We start from the raw sequence: 13566 nt of genomic DNA, 5'->3' as shown, positions 1-13566 counted from the left end.
ATAAACCAAGGAAGGCAAATCATCCGTTTACTGGTCATCTAGTTATCAATATATTCCCATGCGCTATGGTAAGCATTTAGATTTTCTGCATAACCAATAAAATCAGCATAAAATTTAGCTTTAGAGAGTGTCGAACTGTCGCCGATAACAACCAGTTTCTTTTTCGCCCTCGTCATGGCAACATTCATCCGTCGGGTGTCTGCTAAAAACCCTATATTTCCATCAGAATTGCTTCTTGTCAAGCTAATATATACCACATCTCTCTCCTGCCCCTGAAAACTATCTATAGTATTTACGGCAATTTTACGCTGATACTTAGCTAAAATTTCTTCTTCTAAAACCAATGCTTTTAAAATCTGGATCTGTTGCTTATAAGGAGAGATAACGGCAATTGTAGGAAAATTTTCGGGAGTATAGATCGTCTCTAACGTGGTAACCAGGCCAACCAGATGCCGGATTAAAAATGCAGCCTCTTCCGGATTGGTGGTGCTGGTACCATCTAGCTTTTCATCATAGCTACAGCCTGCAGTATCGATAAAGTTAATCGGTTCATCACCATCAAAAAGCAGCTGGTTTGCCACAGATTGATGTGCAATTAATTTGTTATCATAAAAGACATTAGCAGAATATCCCATAATGCTTTTATTCATTCTGTATTGTTCATTTAATAACACAACAGATTCAGGATGAAGGTGTACGAGCTTTTCTAACAAGGTGTTACTTAAGCCATTTTTAGCTGCAACCATCGATTTTATTGTGGGTGATAACTGCAGATGATCTCCCGCAAGGACCACTTTTTGAGCCTTTAAAATTGGAATCCAGCAGGCGGGCTCCAAGGCTTGTCCGGCTTCATCAATTACAACCGTATGGTATTTTAGATTCCGAACAGTGTGGTGGTTGGCGCCTACCAGGGTTGCGGTAATAATTTGTGCTTTATTAAACAGACTATCCATGATGTAAGATTCTGTCTTTTCTATTTCTTTCCCAATCTTGTGGGCTTCATCAAATAGTGCTTTACGCTGGTCACGCTCCGCTTTTCCAAAACTTCGCTTATATTTATGAGCCATATTTTTGAACTCATTCGCTTGTTTCTTTAAAGCCTTGATCGTTTTCATCTCCGGATGATCTGCCATTTTATGATCCAGCGTCGCAGACAGCAATTTCTCGGAAACACGTGCCGGGTGACCCACCCGAATTACATTTAAACCTTCAATGGCAAATTTTTCAGTCAATAAATCGACTGCAGTATTGCTTGGGGCCACCACCAAAATCTTTTGATCATGGTGCTTCAGTAACGATTTTATGGCTTGTACAATTGTTGTTGTTTTACCGGTTCCCGGCGGGCCGTGAATAATAGCCAGGTGATCTGCCGAAACAATTTTATTTACCGCAAGCTTTTGAGATTCATTGAGCAGATTCGGTATTAAAAATTTCTCAACATTTTGAAAGGAAGGCTTTTCCTCACTGGTCAGAACTTTAATCAATTTATTTTCCGGAACCTGATCAGAAAGATTTGAGGCCAGCTTAAGTGCATGCTGCATTTCATCGTAGCTATTGTTATCAAACAATAGATCTACCCCCAATTTCCCATCTCTAGTCCAATCCGGTAATTCATCTATCCGAAGGCTTACTTTCATTTTACTGGAACTCTGGTGGGTGATGATTCCTTCGATCTTATCTACCTTTGGATCGTGATTTGAAAATAAAACCACTGCAGAACCGAACCTGAACTGATGTGAAAAATCCTGATGGGTGGTTCGCTCTAATTCTATACTCAGGTAATCGCCCCTGCCAATTTCGGTATTTCTGATCGCTATTGGGTACCAGGTTAAACCTAATGCTCTCCGATCTGCTGCAGAAGTATTTAAGGTAAGCTTGAGATAAGACTGTAAATCTTCTTCACGCTCCACATCGAGCAAATCCTGAAGATTTTTAAAGTATTCTTTTGACAATTGAATTCGATTAGGCGTTAACTTGTTATTTTAATTCTTATAAAACGAGTTCGTGGTGAAGTCTCATCATGGTTTGTTGTGCATCTGTGCAAAACCCAGGATGAACTTTGGAGCATTGTACCACTGTACTTCTGGTTGCTGTGAGCCACCTGAATCTTGATGCCTGATCATATTCGCCGATTGCGCCAGAGCCTTTTGCCCCTAAACTTATTCTTTGAAAAGCGTTTAGATTTGCGGTTAAATCATCCAGACCTATTTCGGAACAGAAGGCTTTTATCTTTTTTTCATTCAAAAAGAACACACTATTCAGGAACTTTTTCTTCGCGCAAAATAAAATGATACCAACGTTAATAAACTCTTCGCGTTCTACCCTCGGCATTACACGAATCACAGCGTACTCAAATAAGTATTTCTCTTGCATGCTGTGCTTCTTTTAAAAATATATGAGAATGGTTGAGTCTGGTTTCCAGGAAATAAGCATAAGCTTTCCGGTGCGCTTCCTTTGTTGGGAAGCTTGTTTCTCCCTCCAGCCAACCATCCGGGATTAAATCAATTACGGCATTAATTTTTTCGATATTTAGTATCGAACGAAATTCCTGGTCTGCCAGTTCAAGTTCTGATGCCCAAGGGAGTAGTACATGATCTTTTACTAAGCTGAAAGGACGAATGGCCTGTTCTTCCCAATTTTGCCAGGAGTGGTGAAAATATAATGCGGCACCATGATCAATCAGCCACAATTCTTTATGCCAAACCAACATGTTGGTGTTCCGGCAGGTACGATCCATATTGGTTAAAAAACAATCTAACCATACAATCTGAGATGCAAGTTTAGGATCTACTGTTGTTACGGTTGCATCGAAAGTGATCGCTCCCGAGAGGTAATGTAATGCCAGGTTCAGACCTACACTTGCTTTCAAAAGATCCTGAATTTCTTCATCAGGTTCGGTTCTGCCGAAAGCCTCATCTAAACTGGCAAAAACCAGTTCTGGTGCGCGCAAGCCTAATATCCGGGCAATTTCACCGCCAATTAATTCAGCAATTAATGCCCGCGGACCTTGTCCTGCACCGCGAAACTTTAAAACATATAAAAAACCATCATCCGCTTCAGCGATGGCTGGCATCGAGCCACCTTCGCGTAAAGGCGTAACATATCGGGTAACGTTAACGGTTCTGAGTTGCAAATCGTCCATAAGTGTAACCGGAATGGCATATAATTTGAAATTATGCTCATTCCAGACTTGCGGCAAATTTAACAGATTAAATCAATAATCAGGTTAAAGATTGTCAGCCTTTTTGCTTTAGTCGTGTCCAAGGTAAGCAATACCTGCAGGTGTGATCGAGGCTGACCACTGAACCGCTTCCCGGTGAATAATAATTAAACCCATGCTTTCCAGTTCTTCATAATCATCGTCTCTTCCGCCCAAAATGGCAGAACTTACCTGCTGATTAATAATCTCCAGAAGGTCTGTTATTTCTGATCTTTCCATAATATTCTAAATTGAATACTTAGCTAACAGCTCAACCCATAAAATGTTTAGTCGTATGCTAAACATTTGCAAGGCTAGAAGGTTATTACTGAAACAATTTATCCTTTCTATGGAATCACATATTTATTATCTTTTCATATTGGCCATTCCTGTAGCCTGCATTGCCTGGACGGTTACCAAAGAAGAAATTTTCAGGGAGGCAAGGGAATTTTGCGTCGATCGATCAAAACACGGCGAACGTTTGGTAAAAAGAAAATTTTTCTACGTTTTTACCTGTGAATATTGCTTCAGTCATTATGTAACTATTATTATTCTGCTGATCACCAATTATACCCTCCTCTATCAGGATTGGCGGGGTTATATTATCTCATTCTTTTCAATTGTATGGATTGCCAACGTTTACATGAGCTTATATAATATCATCCGGATTGATTTGAAAAAAGAAAAAATTAGGGTGGCAAAAGAAGAATCTGAATTACATGCAGATTAAAAGCCGGATTATTGATTGAGAAATCTTGATTATAAAATATGCCTTCGTCCGTCATCAAATATTTTAGCTATCAGCCGGAATCAAAATTGTTAACGATTACGTTTGTAACAGGATTGGTTTACCAATATACAAATGTTCCCGAACGAACTTTTAAATTATTCAAAGCGGCTACATCTAAAGGCAGATATTTCAACTACCATATTAAAGAAAAGTTTAAATTTCAAAAACTTGAAGATTGCTAATGTAATGCGTGCCGATCTTTTCAGGAAGCAGAGCAGCTTATAATTTAATGACAATTTTTGAATCAATAAAGGATAAAATCTTAGTTTTATTTTAACAATAGCATAAAATATTTTCGCAGCACTCAAAGAAATCAGAAATTAAGTTTAGACATAACTGCTTAACATATAATACATTAAGACAATAACAGCTTAATCTAACAGTTTTCAATATAATCTTAAAGTAAAAAAAATGTTAAGCAATTTGGAAATATCGGTCAACTAACCCTATATTTGCTTCCGAGAGCGTTAATTTAGATACGGGTATATGGCTTAGGCTGTATGCCCGTTTTTTGTTTTACCAGCTATTTTAACTGCTCAATTACCCTATCTAAACAGATCTTTAACCACGGGGTATAATGGTTCTGGTGATGTAAAAGTTCTTTCTCAAGCAAATCCATACTTATATATTTATAGTGTTCCACTTCCTCCTTATTGATGACTGGCAAAAGATCTGATTTCCCAAAGAAAACATAATCAAATTCATGCTCAATCAGGCCGTTTTCAAACTCGGCTCTATAGGTAAAATTAAACACCCCGGTTAGATTGACCTTCATTCCCATCTCCTCCATCAGACGCCGATTGGCGGCATCGAGATTGTCTTCTCCCGGCCGCTGGTGACTGCAGCAGGTATTGGTCCACAATCCGCCGGAATGATATTTATCTAAAGCCCGTTGCTGAAGCAGCAGTTCACCTTTAGAATTAAAAATAAAGATAGAGAATGCACGGTGCAGTTCGCCTTTCTGGTGTGCCTCCAGTTTTCCCATTTCTCCTATTGGCGAATCATTTATATCTACAAGAATTACCCGTTCTTCCATCCAGCCTAAATCACGTTCAACTTATGTCTGATCATCGAATCGAACATTAACCCAATTTTCAGGTGATTTGAAATTCGAATTCTTTCGGTCATGATTTTCTCTGCGCTCAAACCTTTAATTTTACAAAAAAGCTTTTTATAATACACATAAGATAGATATACCCCATTTCTTGAACTGATTGGCAACATCTTAATTCCAATCAAAGCTTCTGTAAATTCATCCTCAATTTCCTTTTCGATCGCACGTTTATCCAAATCACAGAATTTATTAAGGTTCACATTAGGAAAATAGCAGCGGTTGAGGCTCTGATAATCTGCCTTTACATCTCTTAGGAAATTGATTTTTTGAAATGCGGAACCCAACTTCATGGCATAAGGTTTTAAACGCTGGTATTCTGATTCATCACCACTGGTAAAAACTTTCAAACACATCAGTCCTACCACTTCAGCAGAACCTAAAATATATTCACCATATAATTCCGGCGTATAGGTGGTTTCCAGTAAATCCATTTCCATGCTGTTTAAGAAGAGCGAAATCAATTCATGATCAATTTGATATTGATTAACTACTTTCTGAAATGCATTTAAAATGGGATTCAAACTAATCCCAAGCGCGATCGCTTCGAAAGTATCTTCCTTGAATTTCTTTAGTAAATATTTTTTGTCATAATCGTGAAAACTGTCTACAATTTCATCTGCAAAGCGAACGAACCCGTAAATGGAATAAATAGGCTTCCGCAATTCCTTTCCTAAGAAATATATACCTAACGAAAAGCTGGTGCTGTAACGCTTAGTGGTGAGTTTGCTGAAATCTTCTGATAGCTGATCAAATATTTCTTTCATATATGGTTGGGATGTTGGATGGTAAATTCAAAATCATCAAGAGATTTTAAGCAATTGATGTGGCCGATGTGTTTAAGTTTGGTGATCACCTGCTGATTTCCAGCCAGGTGAATTTGAGCCGACATGCATAAGGCAGATAATTCAGCAATATATTTTTGTGCAGAATTCGTAAGCCTTGCGCCCACTAAAAAAGTCAAAAGGTGATTTACCTTGAGCGTGGACAATACATTTTTAATTGACTCGACTGGAACTTTACTGCCTAAATAGATTACTTTCTGATTGTTTAAGCGAAGGATATAATCTGCGAACAGCAAGCCAATTTCATGATCTTCGTCTTCTGGCAAAAATAGCAGCCATGTGGGGCTATCTCCATCAGGTGATACAAGATCGTTGGTTGCAGCGCACAGCTTTTTACGGATTATATTTGCCATAAAATGTTCATGAGCAGGACAAATATGATTTTTTCGCCACATGATCCCCAGGCGAACCAGTAAAGGATAAATCACGCGGCGGTAAACCTGCGCCACACCTAACTTCTGAAAGCCTTCTTCAATAATGGAGTTAAATTCACTTTCATGATAAGATAAGCCATGCTTAATCAATCTCGAAAGATAAAATTCGGTTAACTTATCATCTGATAGATTACTTTGTTGTTCGGCTAATAATTCTTCAACTGCCTGATCAGATAAACTGCAGATTTTAGAAATTTTGTAACCTGATTCATTCAGGCTAACAATATTGAGCAGTTTTTTTAAATGCCCATCATCATAAACCCGGGTGTTACCCTGCGACCGATGTGGAACCAATGCCTTATACCGATGCTCCCAAATCCTGATGGTGTGAGATTGTATCCCCGAAATTCTCTCCAGATCTGAAATGGTATAACTCATTTTTGTTTAAATATATCCAATAAAATCTAAACAGAAAATATATTCAAAAGTTTTGGACCGTTTGTTCACACCTGCTAGGAATACTACTTCCCATGTTGCCCGCTATCAATATGAAGAGGCCAATTTCAGGCGTAAACTTAGCAATTGTAATAGTTTTGATAGTTTGTGGCAAACGCAATTTATCCTATCTGCATTAGTGGTAAAATTGCCCTGTTTATTTAGTCTTCCGGTATAATATCTAAACCTAAGTTATCGTTTAAAGCACTGTTTCCGTAAGCAGCACTCCCCTTTCGCCGTTTCCGGTTTCGATAGTGTGTACGTTTTTGTAACTCTGGCTGAAGAAATCAAATCCATGTTCCATCATGTTAATAGAAACACTGCTTAGCAGATGTTTTGTGTTTGTCTGCATGCAAAGCAAGTTTCCGTTGTTAAGAAGTAAAAAGTCGCAGTCATATCCACGCTCCTGAAGTTCTATCACTTTATTGGTAATAGAGACATTTAATCTACTGATTTTATTTTTCATGAGCTTATGGCTTAGGTTTTCACAGGGATTGATGTAGTTTAAGCAAAATCTAATATACTGTATTACAAGTAATTAAATCTAATAATTTTATTCATTTTTAAAAACATTTACCAGTTCTATATAATAGTTACTTTGAAAATGAACACCGCGTGAACAGCCACCTTGATGGAAACAATATATTTAACCATAATTTAAGCTTCAATTACGCGTTCATTAAACCAACATAAGCCTCTGTTTACCCTTTAAGAGATCATTGTTATTACTAACGAATTTTTTTTCTATTAACTCTGCTAAATCGTAATTTGCAATAATCTAAACCTCAAAAAATGGCAATAAGTTGCATCGCGATTGATGATGATTTTCATTCGCTTGAAAATTTAATCTCTTACATAGACAAATTTCCAGAACTGGAGCTCAGGCAAACCTTTACAGAGCCGCTTTTAGCACTCAGTGAAATATCCGTCGCTGAACCTGTAGACATTATTTTTATTGATATTGAAATGCCATCTCTTTCCGGCATAGCGCTGGCTGGCTTGCTCAGACAAAAAGCAGAACACCTTATTTTTACCACCGCACATCCCAGGTATGCGCTTGATGCTTTTAAAGTAGAGGCAGATGCTTATCTGCTAAAGCCTTATTCAATTTTACATTTTGCAAAAGCGATTAACAGCCTTTATCCGGCAGGCTCAACAGCACATACCATTTTCCCGGTTTTTGAAGATCAGTTTTTCTATCTGCCTTCGCCTGAAAATGGCGAAGATTTAATGCGAATTGACCTCAACGATTTAGTCTCAATCGAGCATTTAGAGAATGAAATTAACTTCATAACCCTCCATCACTCTTTCTCCGCTCCCCGGATCAACTTTGCTAAAATGATTACCTTGTTAAAAAGGAATCTGGCTTTTATAGAAATTAGCGAACATATCACCATTGCCAAAAGCCATATTATAAGTGTATTGGATGATCAAATTTTATTATCCGGCGAAAGATTATACGAGGTTGCTGCCGATCATAAAGAACGGTTCGAGCAGTTCGTAGAAAACAATCGTTTGAAGGATTAACCATTGCATATGTAATTTTCTCTATTCAGTGAAACATTCTAACTAATACTTTGTATTAGGATAGTCCACTTAGTTATTAATTGATTGTCCGTTGTGAAAAGAATTTTAGTTGTAGATGATGATCCTGATATCTTGGAAGTATTTCAGCTTGCATTAGAGGCAGAACAATATGATGTTTACCCCTTACTCTCGCCAAGATATATATTTAAGACAATTAAAGATTACCATCCTGACCTGATTATTCTGGATATTATGCTGAACGGCATGGATGGGCGTGCTGTTTTTAAAGAGCTAAGACTGAACGAGGAAACCCGGAACATTCCCGTAATTATGGCATCTGCACGTTATAATGAAAATTACATTGCCTCCCAACAATATCACCCCGATGATTATCTGGAAAAACCATTTAACATGACTGATATGTTGCAAAAAGTGAATGCACTTACCAATAACTAACATATGAAACTAAGATTCTTAACTCCGTTGATATTGCTTTGCGCTGCAATATCTATTAACGCCCGCGCCCAAACCAGTCGCCCAGATAAGCTTTACAGCATGAGTGGTGTTGGTTTCTCGTTCCCTATGGGCGAAACATCAGATTATTTTAAACCGAAATTTTCCACCACCCTGGGGGTTAACCTTGGTTTAGGAGACGGTGGATTGTTCCTGTATCCGAAAGTGAGTTTACATGCCTTCACTTTTAATCAGATCACACCTGATCCGGGTTTCGCCTACACCATACAGAAAGGCAGATCTACAACGTATTTGCTTAACGTGGCCTTAGGTTACCGAAAGATTGTAAATAAATGGGCATTTTACGGTTTTGCAGGCGCCGGAGGTGGTTTTATTCTTACGCCACAAGCTGGAGTAAATGCAGCGACTATGCAGGTAAATATGGATAACAAATCCAATGCTTTAGGAATAGCAGAAGGTGGCGGAGGTATAGAATATAACCTTGGTGGTGCGAATCTATTTATAGAGGCAAGTTATATGTATGGTTTTAAGAAGATCCAGGACCGAACTTTTAATACCGTTCCTATTTCTATTGGGATTAAACCAAATTTGAGCAAACTGCTAAGCAAGCTTTAACAGCTTACCTATTATAATATAAAAGCGGGTGTACCAACGGTGCACCCGCTTTTTTTGTGCCAAAGAAAAGATCGAAAACATTGCATTGCTAACAATTTTAGTATAAATTTGTATTTCAATTAAACCTAATGTTATACGCAGTTGTAGATATTGAAACCACTGGTGGCCATGCGTCAGCAAATGGTATTACTGAAGTTGCCATCAATATTCATGATGGTAATCAGGTAGTAGAATCGTTCAGTACGCTTATTAATCCTGGTATTTCTATTCCAGATTACATTACCGCATTAACTGGTATTGATGATAATATGTTAGCTGATGCACCTACCTTTGATGATGTTGCTTTGCAGATTTATCAACTATTGCAGGATAAAGTTTTCGTTGCACATAATGTCAATTTCGATTATTCATTTCTTAAACATCACCTGGCTAAATCTGGTTTTGATTTGCAGTGCACGCGGTTATGTACGGTGAGGTTAAGCCGAAAGTTAATTCCTGGCAAGCCCTCTTATAGTTTGGGAAAACTTTGCAGCAGCTTAAGTATTCCAATTCACAATCGTCACCGTGCGGTTGGAGATGCCGACGCAACGAGCATTTTATTTAATATGCTTTTGGATAATGACCTGGAAGGTGTTATTGCTGAAATGCTGAAAAAGACATCAAAAGAACAGGTTTTACCGCCAAATTTGAACAAAGAATCGTTTGTACGACTCCCAAACCAGCCCGGCGTTTATTATTTTAAGGATGCCAAGGGCAAAATTGTATATGTTGGCAAAGCGAAAGATTTAAAAAAGCGTGTTGCCAGTCATTTTTCAGGCAGTAAACCCAATAAGCAACGTCAGGATTTTCTTAAAAATATCCACCACATTGATTATGTGCTTTGCGGTACAGAACTGATGGCACTTATATTAGAGGCAAATGAAATTAAACGCCTCTGGCCGGAGAACAACAGGGCAATGAAGCGATATGAACACAAGTACGACTTATGTGTTTTCGAAGATCAGAACGGCTATTTGCGCCTGGGAATTGATAAGCATAAACCCAATAGCAAAGCGATTCAAAGTTTTAATAACCTGCTGGAAGGATATAACTTTTTAAACCTCCTGATTGAAAAATACCAGCTTTGTGATCGCTTATGCTACCTGCAGAAAACGGCGTCGAAATGCAAAGCGCATGAAAACGGACAATGCTTCGGTCCTTGCAGCAGTATAGAAACAGTTGCCGTATATAATAAGAAACTAAATGCTGCGCTCGATGATATTCAAAACCTGCAGCCAAGCTTTGCTTTGGTGGATGAAGGGAGAGAACAAGATGAATTAAGCTGCCTATTGATTGAGAAAGGGAAGTTTTATGGGATGGGCTATTTTACAGATAAAAACTTCTTATCCGATGGCCTCGCTCCCATTAAAAATGATCTGGCAGTTTATCAATCGAATAGTTACATTTTAAACCTGATCCTGAATCACGCAGAACAGTTTCCTCAAAAGTTATATAAATTATAACGCTTGTGGCTTATTGCTGATATCAAACTTCTTTTAAAAGACTCGAGACACTTTATCTAACAAATTGATGTTTTTTAATTGCCGGAAAAAATCAAAATTGATGTAAGTTTGTTGAATTATTTCCAAGTATTCATTCCATTAAAAGAATAAATTTTAAACTTATATATTATGACTCCAGATTCTTTCAGAGATCTTGCGCTATCATTTGAAAATGTAGTTGAAGCACCTAATGCAAACAAAAATTCATTTAAAGTAGACGATAAAATTTTCATCACCATTGATAATTCAAATTTAAAAGCTGTTTTCAGGTTAAGCCCTAAAGACCAGCATAAATTTTCGGATTTAGACCCTTCAGCTATTTATCCTGCTCAGGCGGGTTGGGGAAAACAAGGTTGGACAATTTTCGAATTAAGTTTTATAGAACCTGAAACTTTACAGGATGCGTTAACTAAATCTTATTGCACGGTAGCGCCAGAAGAACTGGTAAAAAAGTACTCAAAGAAAGCAAGTAAGAAGTAACGTTTTTCTACATCCAAAGAAGTAGCCTCTGAAGATTTGTAAATGCTGAAATTAAATTTCTATTATTAAAAAAATATCATGACTAGATCAATCTGGATCAACCTACCGGTTAAAGACATTATCAAATCAAAAGCGTTCTTTACCAAAATCGGATTTACACTTAATACCAGTTATGGCATTCGTGAAGATTCTGCTTCTTTCTTAATTGGAGAAGATAAATTAGTAATGATGCTCTTTGAAAAATCTGTTTATGAGGGTTTTGCCGGAGTAGATCTTCCAGAGCAATTATCAGGATCAGAAGTTTTATTTTCATTAGACGCTGCAAGTCCTGAAGAAGTTGATGAAATTGCTAAAAATGTAGTTGAGGCTGGCGGAACCATTTATGGAGAACCTGGCTATAAAGATGGCTGGATGTATGGCTGCGGTTTTATCGATTTAGATGGTCAGCGTTGGAGCGTACTCTACATGGATACCAACAAGATGCCTTTAGGTTAGTAGATTTGGCGAGTTGGTTTAGGCAAAACCAATTCGCTAAATTAATTACATTCTGTTTTTAGGCGAGTTGCTTTAATTAAGTTACTCTAAATCAAAAAATTACTAAGGTTTTGCAAACTGATCTTTTAATAGCTGCGCAACAACCTTATCCGTTTTAAAGGTAATCTCGTCTATTGCTAAATCCTGAATTTTCACCCAACGAAATGCCTGTAAAATCTCTCCCTCAGAATCGAAATTAAATATTTTGGTTTTAAACACCAAGTCTAACGGTGCTTTTTCTTTTACCAGATAATAGATGCTAATTACCTGGCTATCATTAAATGATGATTTTTCAAAGAAATCCGTTGTATAAAAATGACTGATTATCTCCATCTCAGCATTGCATTCTTCTACAAACTCTCGCTTAAGACCATCTAACAGGCCTTCACCAAATTCAAGTCCGCCCCCGGGAAATTTACTGAACTGAATCCCATATTCTTCCTCATCGCTTACTAAAACTTCATTATTTTGGTTAATGAGTAAGCCATATACCCTTACATTAAAGTAGCTCATTTTCGAAATGTTTTTTATTTTTAATTACAATCTCGGGGGTCCAGGTGATTTCTTGCTTGAAGGCCTCTGCCCTAACTTTACACTCGCTCATGTGGCAATAGTGGCAACAAGCCGGCAAACATGGGTCGGCGTGAATAAATAATTCCGCTTTCCGGAATCCATTTTTATTAATCAGTTCATCTATTTGAGAGATTTCCCGGTGAACCTGGTTCAAATCAAAGTAGTAGGGTAAGGTAACATGGCAATCCACATGAAACTCCGGACCATATTGCTGCGTACGCAGGTTATGAACGTCAATCCAGGGGTTATGTCTGTTATTCTGTAGCACTTCTACAACTTCTTCTAAAAGGGTAAAGTCACTTTCATCCATCAAACCACCTACCGAGCCACGAACCAGTTTATAACCAGCGTAAATGATGTAAAATCCGACTAAAACAGACAGTAAACTATCCAGCCAAATAATATTCGTTAATTGTATCAAAATCAATCCAAGCACTACTCCTCCACTGGTATAAGTGTCTGTAAGTAAATGCCGACCGTCTGCCTGAAGCGTAACGGAGTGTTCATCTTTTCCAACCTTGATCAGGTATAATCCCACAAACATATTAATGAGCCCTGTAATGCCAATAATGAGTGTTCCCTGCAATAGTTGACCAACCGCGTGCGGATAAATCAGGTTATATGAAGATTTGAAGATGATGATGATACCGGCGATAAATATTAAGATTCCTTCAACAAAAACCGAAAAGAATTCTACCTTTCCATGCCCGTAAGGGTGATTTTCATCTCGCGGTTGCGTACTAAGATAGATACTGTAAAATGCGAAACTCCCGGCAATTACATTTACAATACTTTCTGCAGCATCAGTGAGAATGGCGTTTGAGCCTGTAATAAAATAAGCCGTAAATTTGGCCAGCATTAAAACAATACTAACGACTAACGACAATATAATAGCCTTCTTCTTTATCGACACCGCTTTTTTTGACAAAAATACGCTTATCAAATAAATTAAATGATAAAAAAATGTGATTTTTAGTGCAGAATAATATTTGGTTTATATATTTGCGT

Annotated in this window: 18 protein-coding genes; 8 read left to right on the top strand and 10 right to left on the bottom strand. The window is 37.7% G+C overall.

Going from position 1 to position 13566, the window contains the following annotated elements:
• Positions 1-38: 38 nt before the first annotated feature.
• The 4 genes from GJU39_RS07850 to GJU39_RS07835 all read right to left on the bottom strand — a co-directional run bounded on the left by GJU39_RS07850 (position 39) and on the right by GJU39_RS07835 (position 3439).
• Complete coding sequence (locus tag GJU39_RS07850) at positions 39-1952, bottom strand: AAA domain-containing protein (RefSeq protein WP_154280235.1); 1914 nt, start codon at positions 1950-1952, stop codon at positions 39-41.
• Between the two features lie 37 nt (positions 1953-1989).
• Positions 1990-2373, bottom strand: a complete 384-nt coding sequence (locus tag GJU39_RS07845; protein WP_154280234.1) for a DUF3037 domain-containing protein — start codon at positions 2371-2373, stop codon at positions 1990-1992.
• Positions 2351-3142: a HipA family kinase gene (locus GJU39_RS07840; RefSeq protein ID WP_154280341.1), complete on the bottom strand. Its 792-nt coding sequence runs from the start codon at positions 3140-3142 to the stop codon at positions 2351-2353. Before GJU39_RS07840 ends, GJU39_RS07845 begins: the two co-directional genes overlap by 23 nt.
• Before the next feature lie 108 nt (positions 3143-3250).
• Positions 3251-3439 carry a hypothetical protein gene (locus GJU39_RS07835; protein WP_154280233.1) on the bottom strand — a complete coding sequence of 63 codons (189 nt, stop codon included), beginning with the start codon at positions 3437-3439 and terminating at the stop codon, positions 3251-3253.
• Between the two features lie 109 nt (positions 3440-3548).
• Here GJU39_RS07835 and GJU39_RS07830 point away from each other — a divergent pair, with 109 nt between their 5' ends.
• On the top strand, positions 3549-3929 hold the full coding sequence (locus GJU39_RS07830) for a hypothetical protein (RefSeq protein ID WP_154280232.1): 381 nt from the start codon (positions 3549-3551) through the stop codon (positions 3927-3929).
• A gap of 38 nt (positions 3930-3967) precedes the next feature.
• Positions 3968-4171, top strand: a complete 204-nt coding sequence (locus tag GJU39_RS07825; protein WP_154280231.1) for a KTSC domain-containing protein — start codon at positions 3968-3970, stop codon at positions 4169-4171.
• A gap of 341 nt (positions 4172-4512) precedes the next feature.
• On the opposite strand, the gene idi is transcribed toward GJU39_RS07825, so the two are convergent.
• The 4 genes from idi to GJU39_RS07805 all read right to left on the bottom strand — a co-directional run bounded on the left by idi (position 4513) and on the right by GJU39_RS07805 (position 7280).
• Positions 4513-5025 (bottom strand): isopentenyl-diphosphate Delta-isomerase, encoded by a 513-nt coding sequence (gene idi, locus GJU39_RS07820; RefSeq protein ID WP_154280230.1) that lies wholly within the window; start codon positions 5023-5025, stop codon positions 4513-4515.
• A 5-nt stretch (positions 5026-5030) separates the two neighbouring features.
• Positions 5031-5867: a phytoene/squalene synthase family protein gene (locus tag GJU39_RS07815; protein ID WP_154280229.1), complete on the bottom strand. Its 837-nt coding sequence runs from the start codon at positions 5865-5867 to the stop codon at positions 5031-5033.
• A complete protein-coding gene (locus tag GJU39_RS07810; protein ID WP_154280228.1) occupies positions 5864-6757 on the bottom strand; it encodes a MerR family transcriptional regulator in 894 nt (297 codons plus the stop codon). Before GJU39_RS07810 ends, GJU39_RS07815 begins: the two co-directional genes overlap by 4 nt.
• Positions 6758-7013: 256 nt before the next feature.
• Positions 7014-7280 (bottom strand): hypothetical protein, encoded by a 267-nt coding sequence (locus GJU39_RS07805; RefSeq protein WP_154280227.1) that lies wholly within the window; start codon positions 7278-7280, stop codon positions 7014-7016.
• Between the two features lie 326 nt (positions 7281-7606).
• Between GJU39_RS07805 and GJU39_RS07800 the strand changes: the two genes are divergently transcribed.
• From GJU39_RS07800 to GJU39_RS07775, 6 genes are all read left to right on the top strand, one after another.
• Positions 7607-8341: a LytR/AlgR family response regulator transcription factor gene (locus tag GJU39_RS07800; RefSeq protein ID WP_154280226.1), complete on the top strand. Its 735-nt coding sequence runs from the start codon at positions 7607-7609 to the stop codon at positions 8339-8341.
• A gap of 93 nt (positions 8342-8434) precedes the next feature.
• A complete protein-coding gene (locus GJU39_RS07795) occupies positions 8435-8797 on the top strand; it encodes a response regulator (protein ID WP_167515665.1) in 363 nt (120 codons plus the stop codon).
• Positions 8798-8800: 3 nt separating this feature from the next.
• Complete coding sequence (locus tag GJU39_RS07790) at positions 8801-9430, top strand: hypothetical protein (protein WP_154280224.1); 630 nt, start codon at positions 8801-8803, stop codon at positions 9428-9430.
• Positions 9431-9558: 128 nt separating this feature from the next.
• Entirely contained in the window at positions 9559-10932 is a 1374-nt protein-coding gene (locus tag GJU39_RS07785; protein ID WP_154280223.1) for an exonuclease domain-containing protein, read from the top strand.
• A 168-nt stretch (positions 10933-11100) separates the two neighbouring features.
• Positions 11101-11451, top strand: coding sequence for an MmcQ/YjbR family DNA-binding protein (locus GJU39_RS07780; protein WP_154280222.1), 351 nt, complete (start codon positions 11101-11103; stop codon positions 11449-11451).
• A gap of 78 nt (positions 11452-11529) precedes the next feature.
• The gene (locus tag GJU39_RS07775; RefSeq protein WP_154280221.1) at positions 11530-11946 is read left to right on the top strand and encodes a VOC family protein; all 417 of its coding nucleotides are present in this window, start codon (positions 11530-11532) and stop codon (positions 11944-11946) included.
• A 102-nt stretch (positions 11947-12048) separates the two neighbouring features.
• Here the strand turns inward: GJU39_RS07775 and GJU39_RS07770 are convergent, their stop codons facing one another.
• Positions 12049-12498 carry an NUDIX domain-containing protein gene (locus GJU39_RS07770; RefSeq protein ID WP_154280220.1) on the bottom strand — a complete coding sequence of 150 codons (450 nt, stop codon included), beginning with the start codon at positions 12496-12498 and terminating at the stop codon, positions 12049-12051.
• Positions 12485-13471: a cation diffusion facilitator family transporter gene (locus tag GJU39_RS07765; protein ID WP_342448188.1), complete on the bottom strand. Its 987-nt coding sequence runs from the start codon at positions 13469-13471 to the stop codon at positions 12485-12487. The genes GJU39_RS07770 and GJU39_RS07765 overlap by 14 nt, the downstream gene beginning before the upstream one ends.
• Positions 13472-13566: the final 95 nt, after the last annotated feature.

The sequence above is a fragment of the Pedobacter petrophilus genome, assembly GCF_009674725.1.
Classification (GTDB): domain Bacteria; phylum Bacteroidota; class Bacteroidia; order Sphingobacteriales; family Sphingobacteriaceae; genus Pedobacter; species Pedobacter petrophilus.
Note: the sequence above shows the minus strand (reverse complement) of the source record. Positions and strands in the feature narration are given on the sequence as shown.

Coding starts and splice junctions, on each gene's coding strand:
- GJU39_RS07845 (WP_154280234.1), bottom strand. CDS start 2,373: ATGCAAGAGAAATACTTATTTGAGTACGCTGTGATTCGTGTAATGCCG.
- GJU39_RS07840 (WP_154280341.1), bottom strand. CDS start 3,142: ATGGACGATTTGCAACTCAGAACCGTTAACGTTACCCGATATGTTACG.
- GJU39_RS07835 (WP_154280233.1), bottom strand. CDS start 3,439: ATGGAAAGATCAGAAATAACAGACCTTCTGGAGATTATTAATCAGCAG.
- GJU39_RS07830 (WP_154280232.1), top strand. CDS start 3,549: ATGGAATCACATATTTATTATCTTTTCATATTGGCCATTCCTGTAGCC.
- GJU39_RS07825 (WP_154280231.1), top strand. CDS start 3,968: ATGCCTTCGTCCGTCATCAAATATTTTAGCTATCAGCCGGAATCAAAA.
- idi (WP_154280230.1), bottom strand. CDS start 5,025: ATGGAAGAACGGGTAATTCTTGTAGATATAAATGATTCGCCAATAGGA.
- GJU39_RS07815 (WP_154280229.1), bottom strand. CDS start 5,867: ATGAAAGAAATATTTGATCAGCTATCAGAAGATTTCAGCAAACTCACC.
- GJU39_RS07810 (WP_154280228.1), bottom strand. CDS start 6,757: ATGAGTTATACCATTTCAGATCTGGAGAGAATTTCGGGGATACAATCT.
- GJU39_RS07805 (WP_154280227.1), bottom strand. CDS start 7,280: ATGAAAAATAAAATCAGTAGATTAAATGTCTCTATTACCAATAAAGTG.
- GJU39_RS07800 (WP_154280226.1), top strand. CDS start 7,607: ATGGCAATAAGTTGCATCGCGATTGATGATGATTTTCATTCGCTTGAA.
- GJU39_RS07790 (WP_154280224.1), top strand. CDS start 8,801: ATGAAACTAAGATTCTTAACTCCGTTGATATTGCTTTGCGCTGCAATA.
- GJU39_RS07785 (WP_154280223.1), top strand. CDS start 9,559: ATGTTATACGCAGTTGTAGATATTGAAACCACTGGTGGCCATGCGTCA.
- GJU39_RS07780 (WP_154280222.1), top strand. CDS start 11,101: ATGACTCCAGATTCTTTCAGAGATCTTGCGCTATCATTTGAAAATGTA.
- GJU39_RS07775 (WP_154280221.1), top strand. CDS start 11,530: ATGACTAGATCAATCTGGATCAACCTACCGGTTAAAGACATTATCAAA.
- GJU39_RS07770 (WP_154280220.1), bottom strand. CDS start 12,498: ATGAGCTACTTTAATGTAAGGGTATATGGCTTACTCATTAACCAAAAT.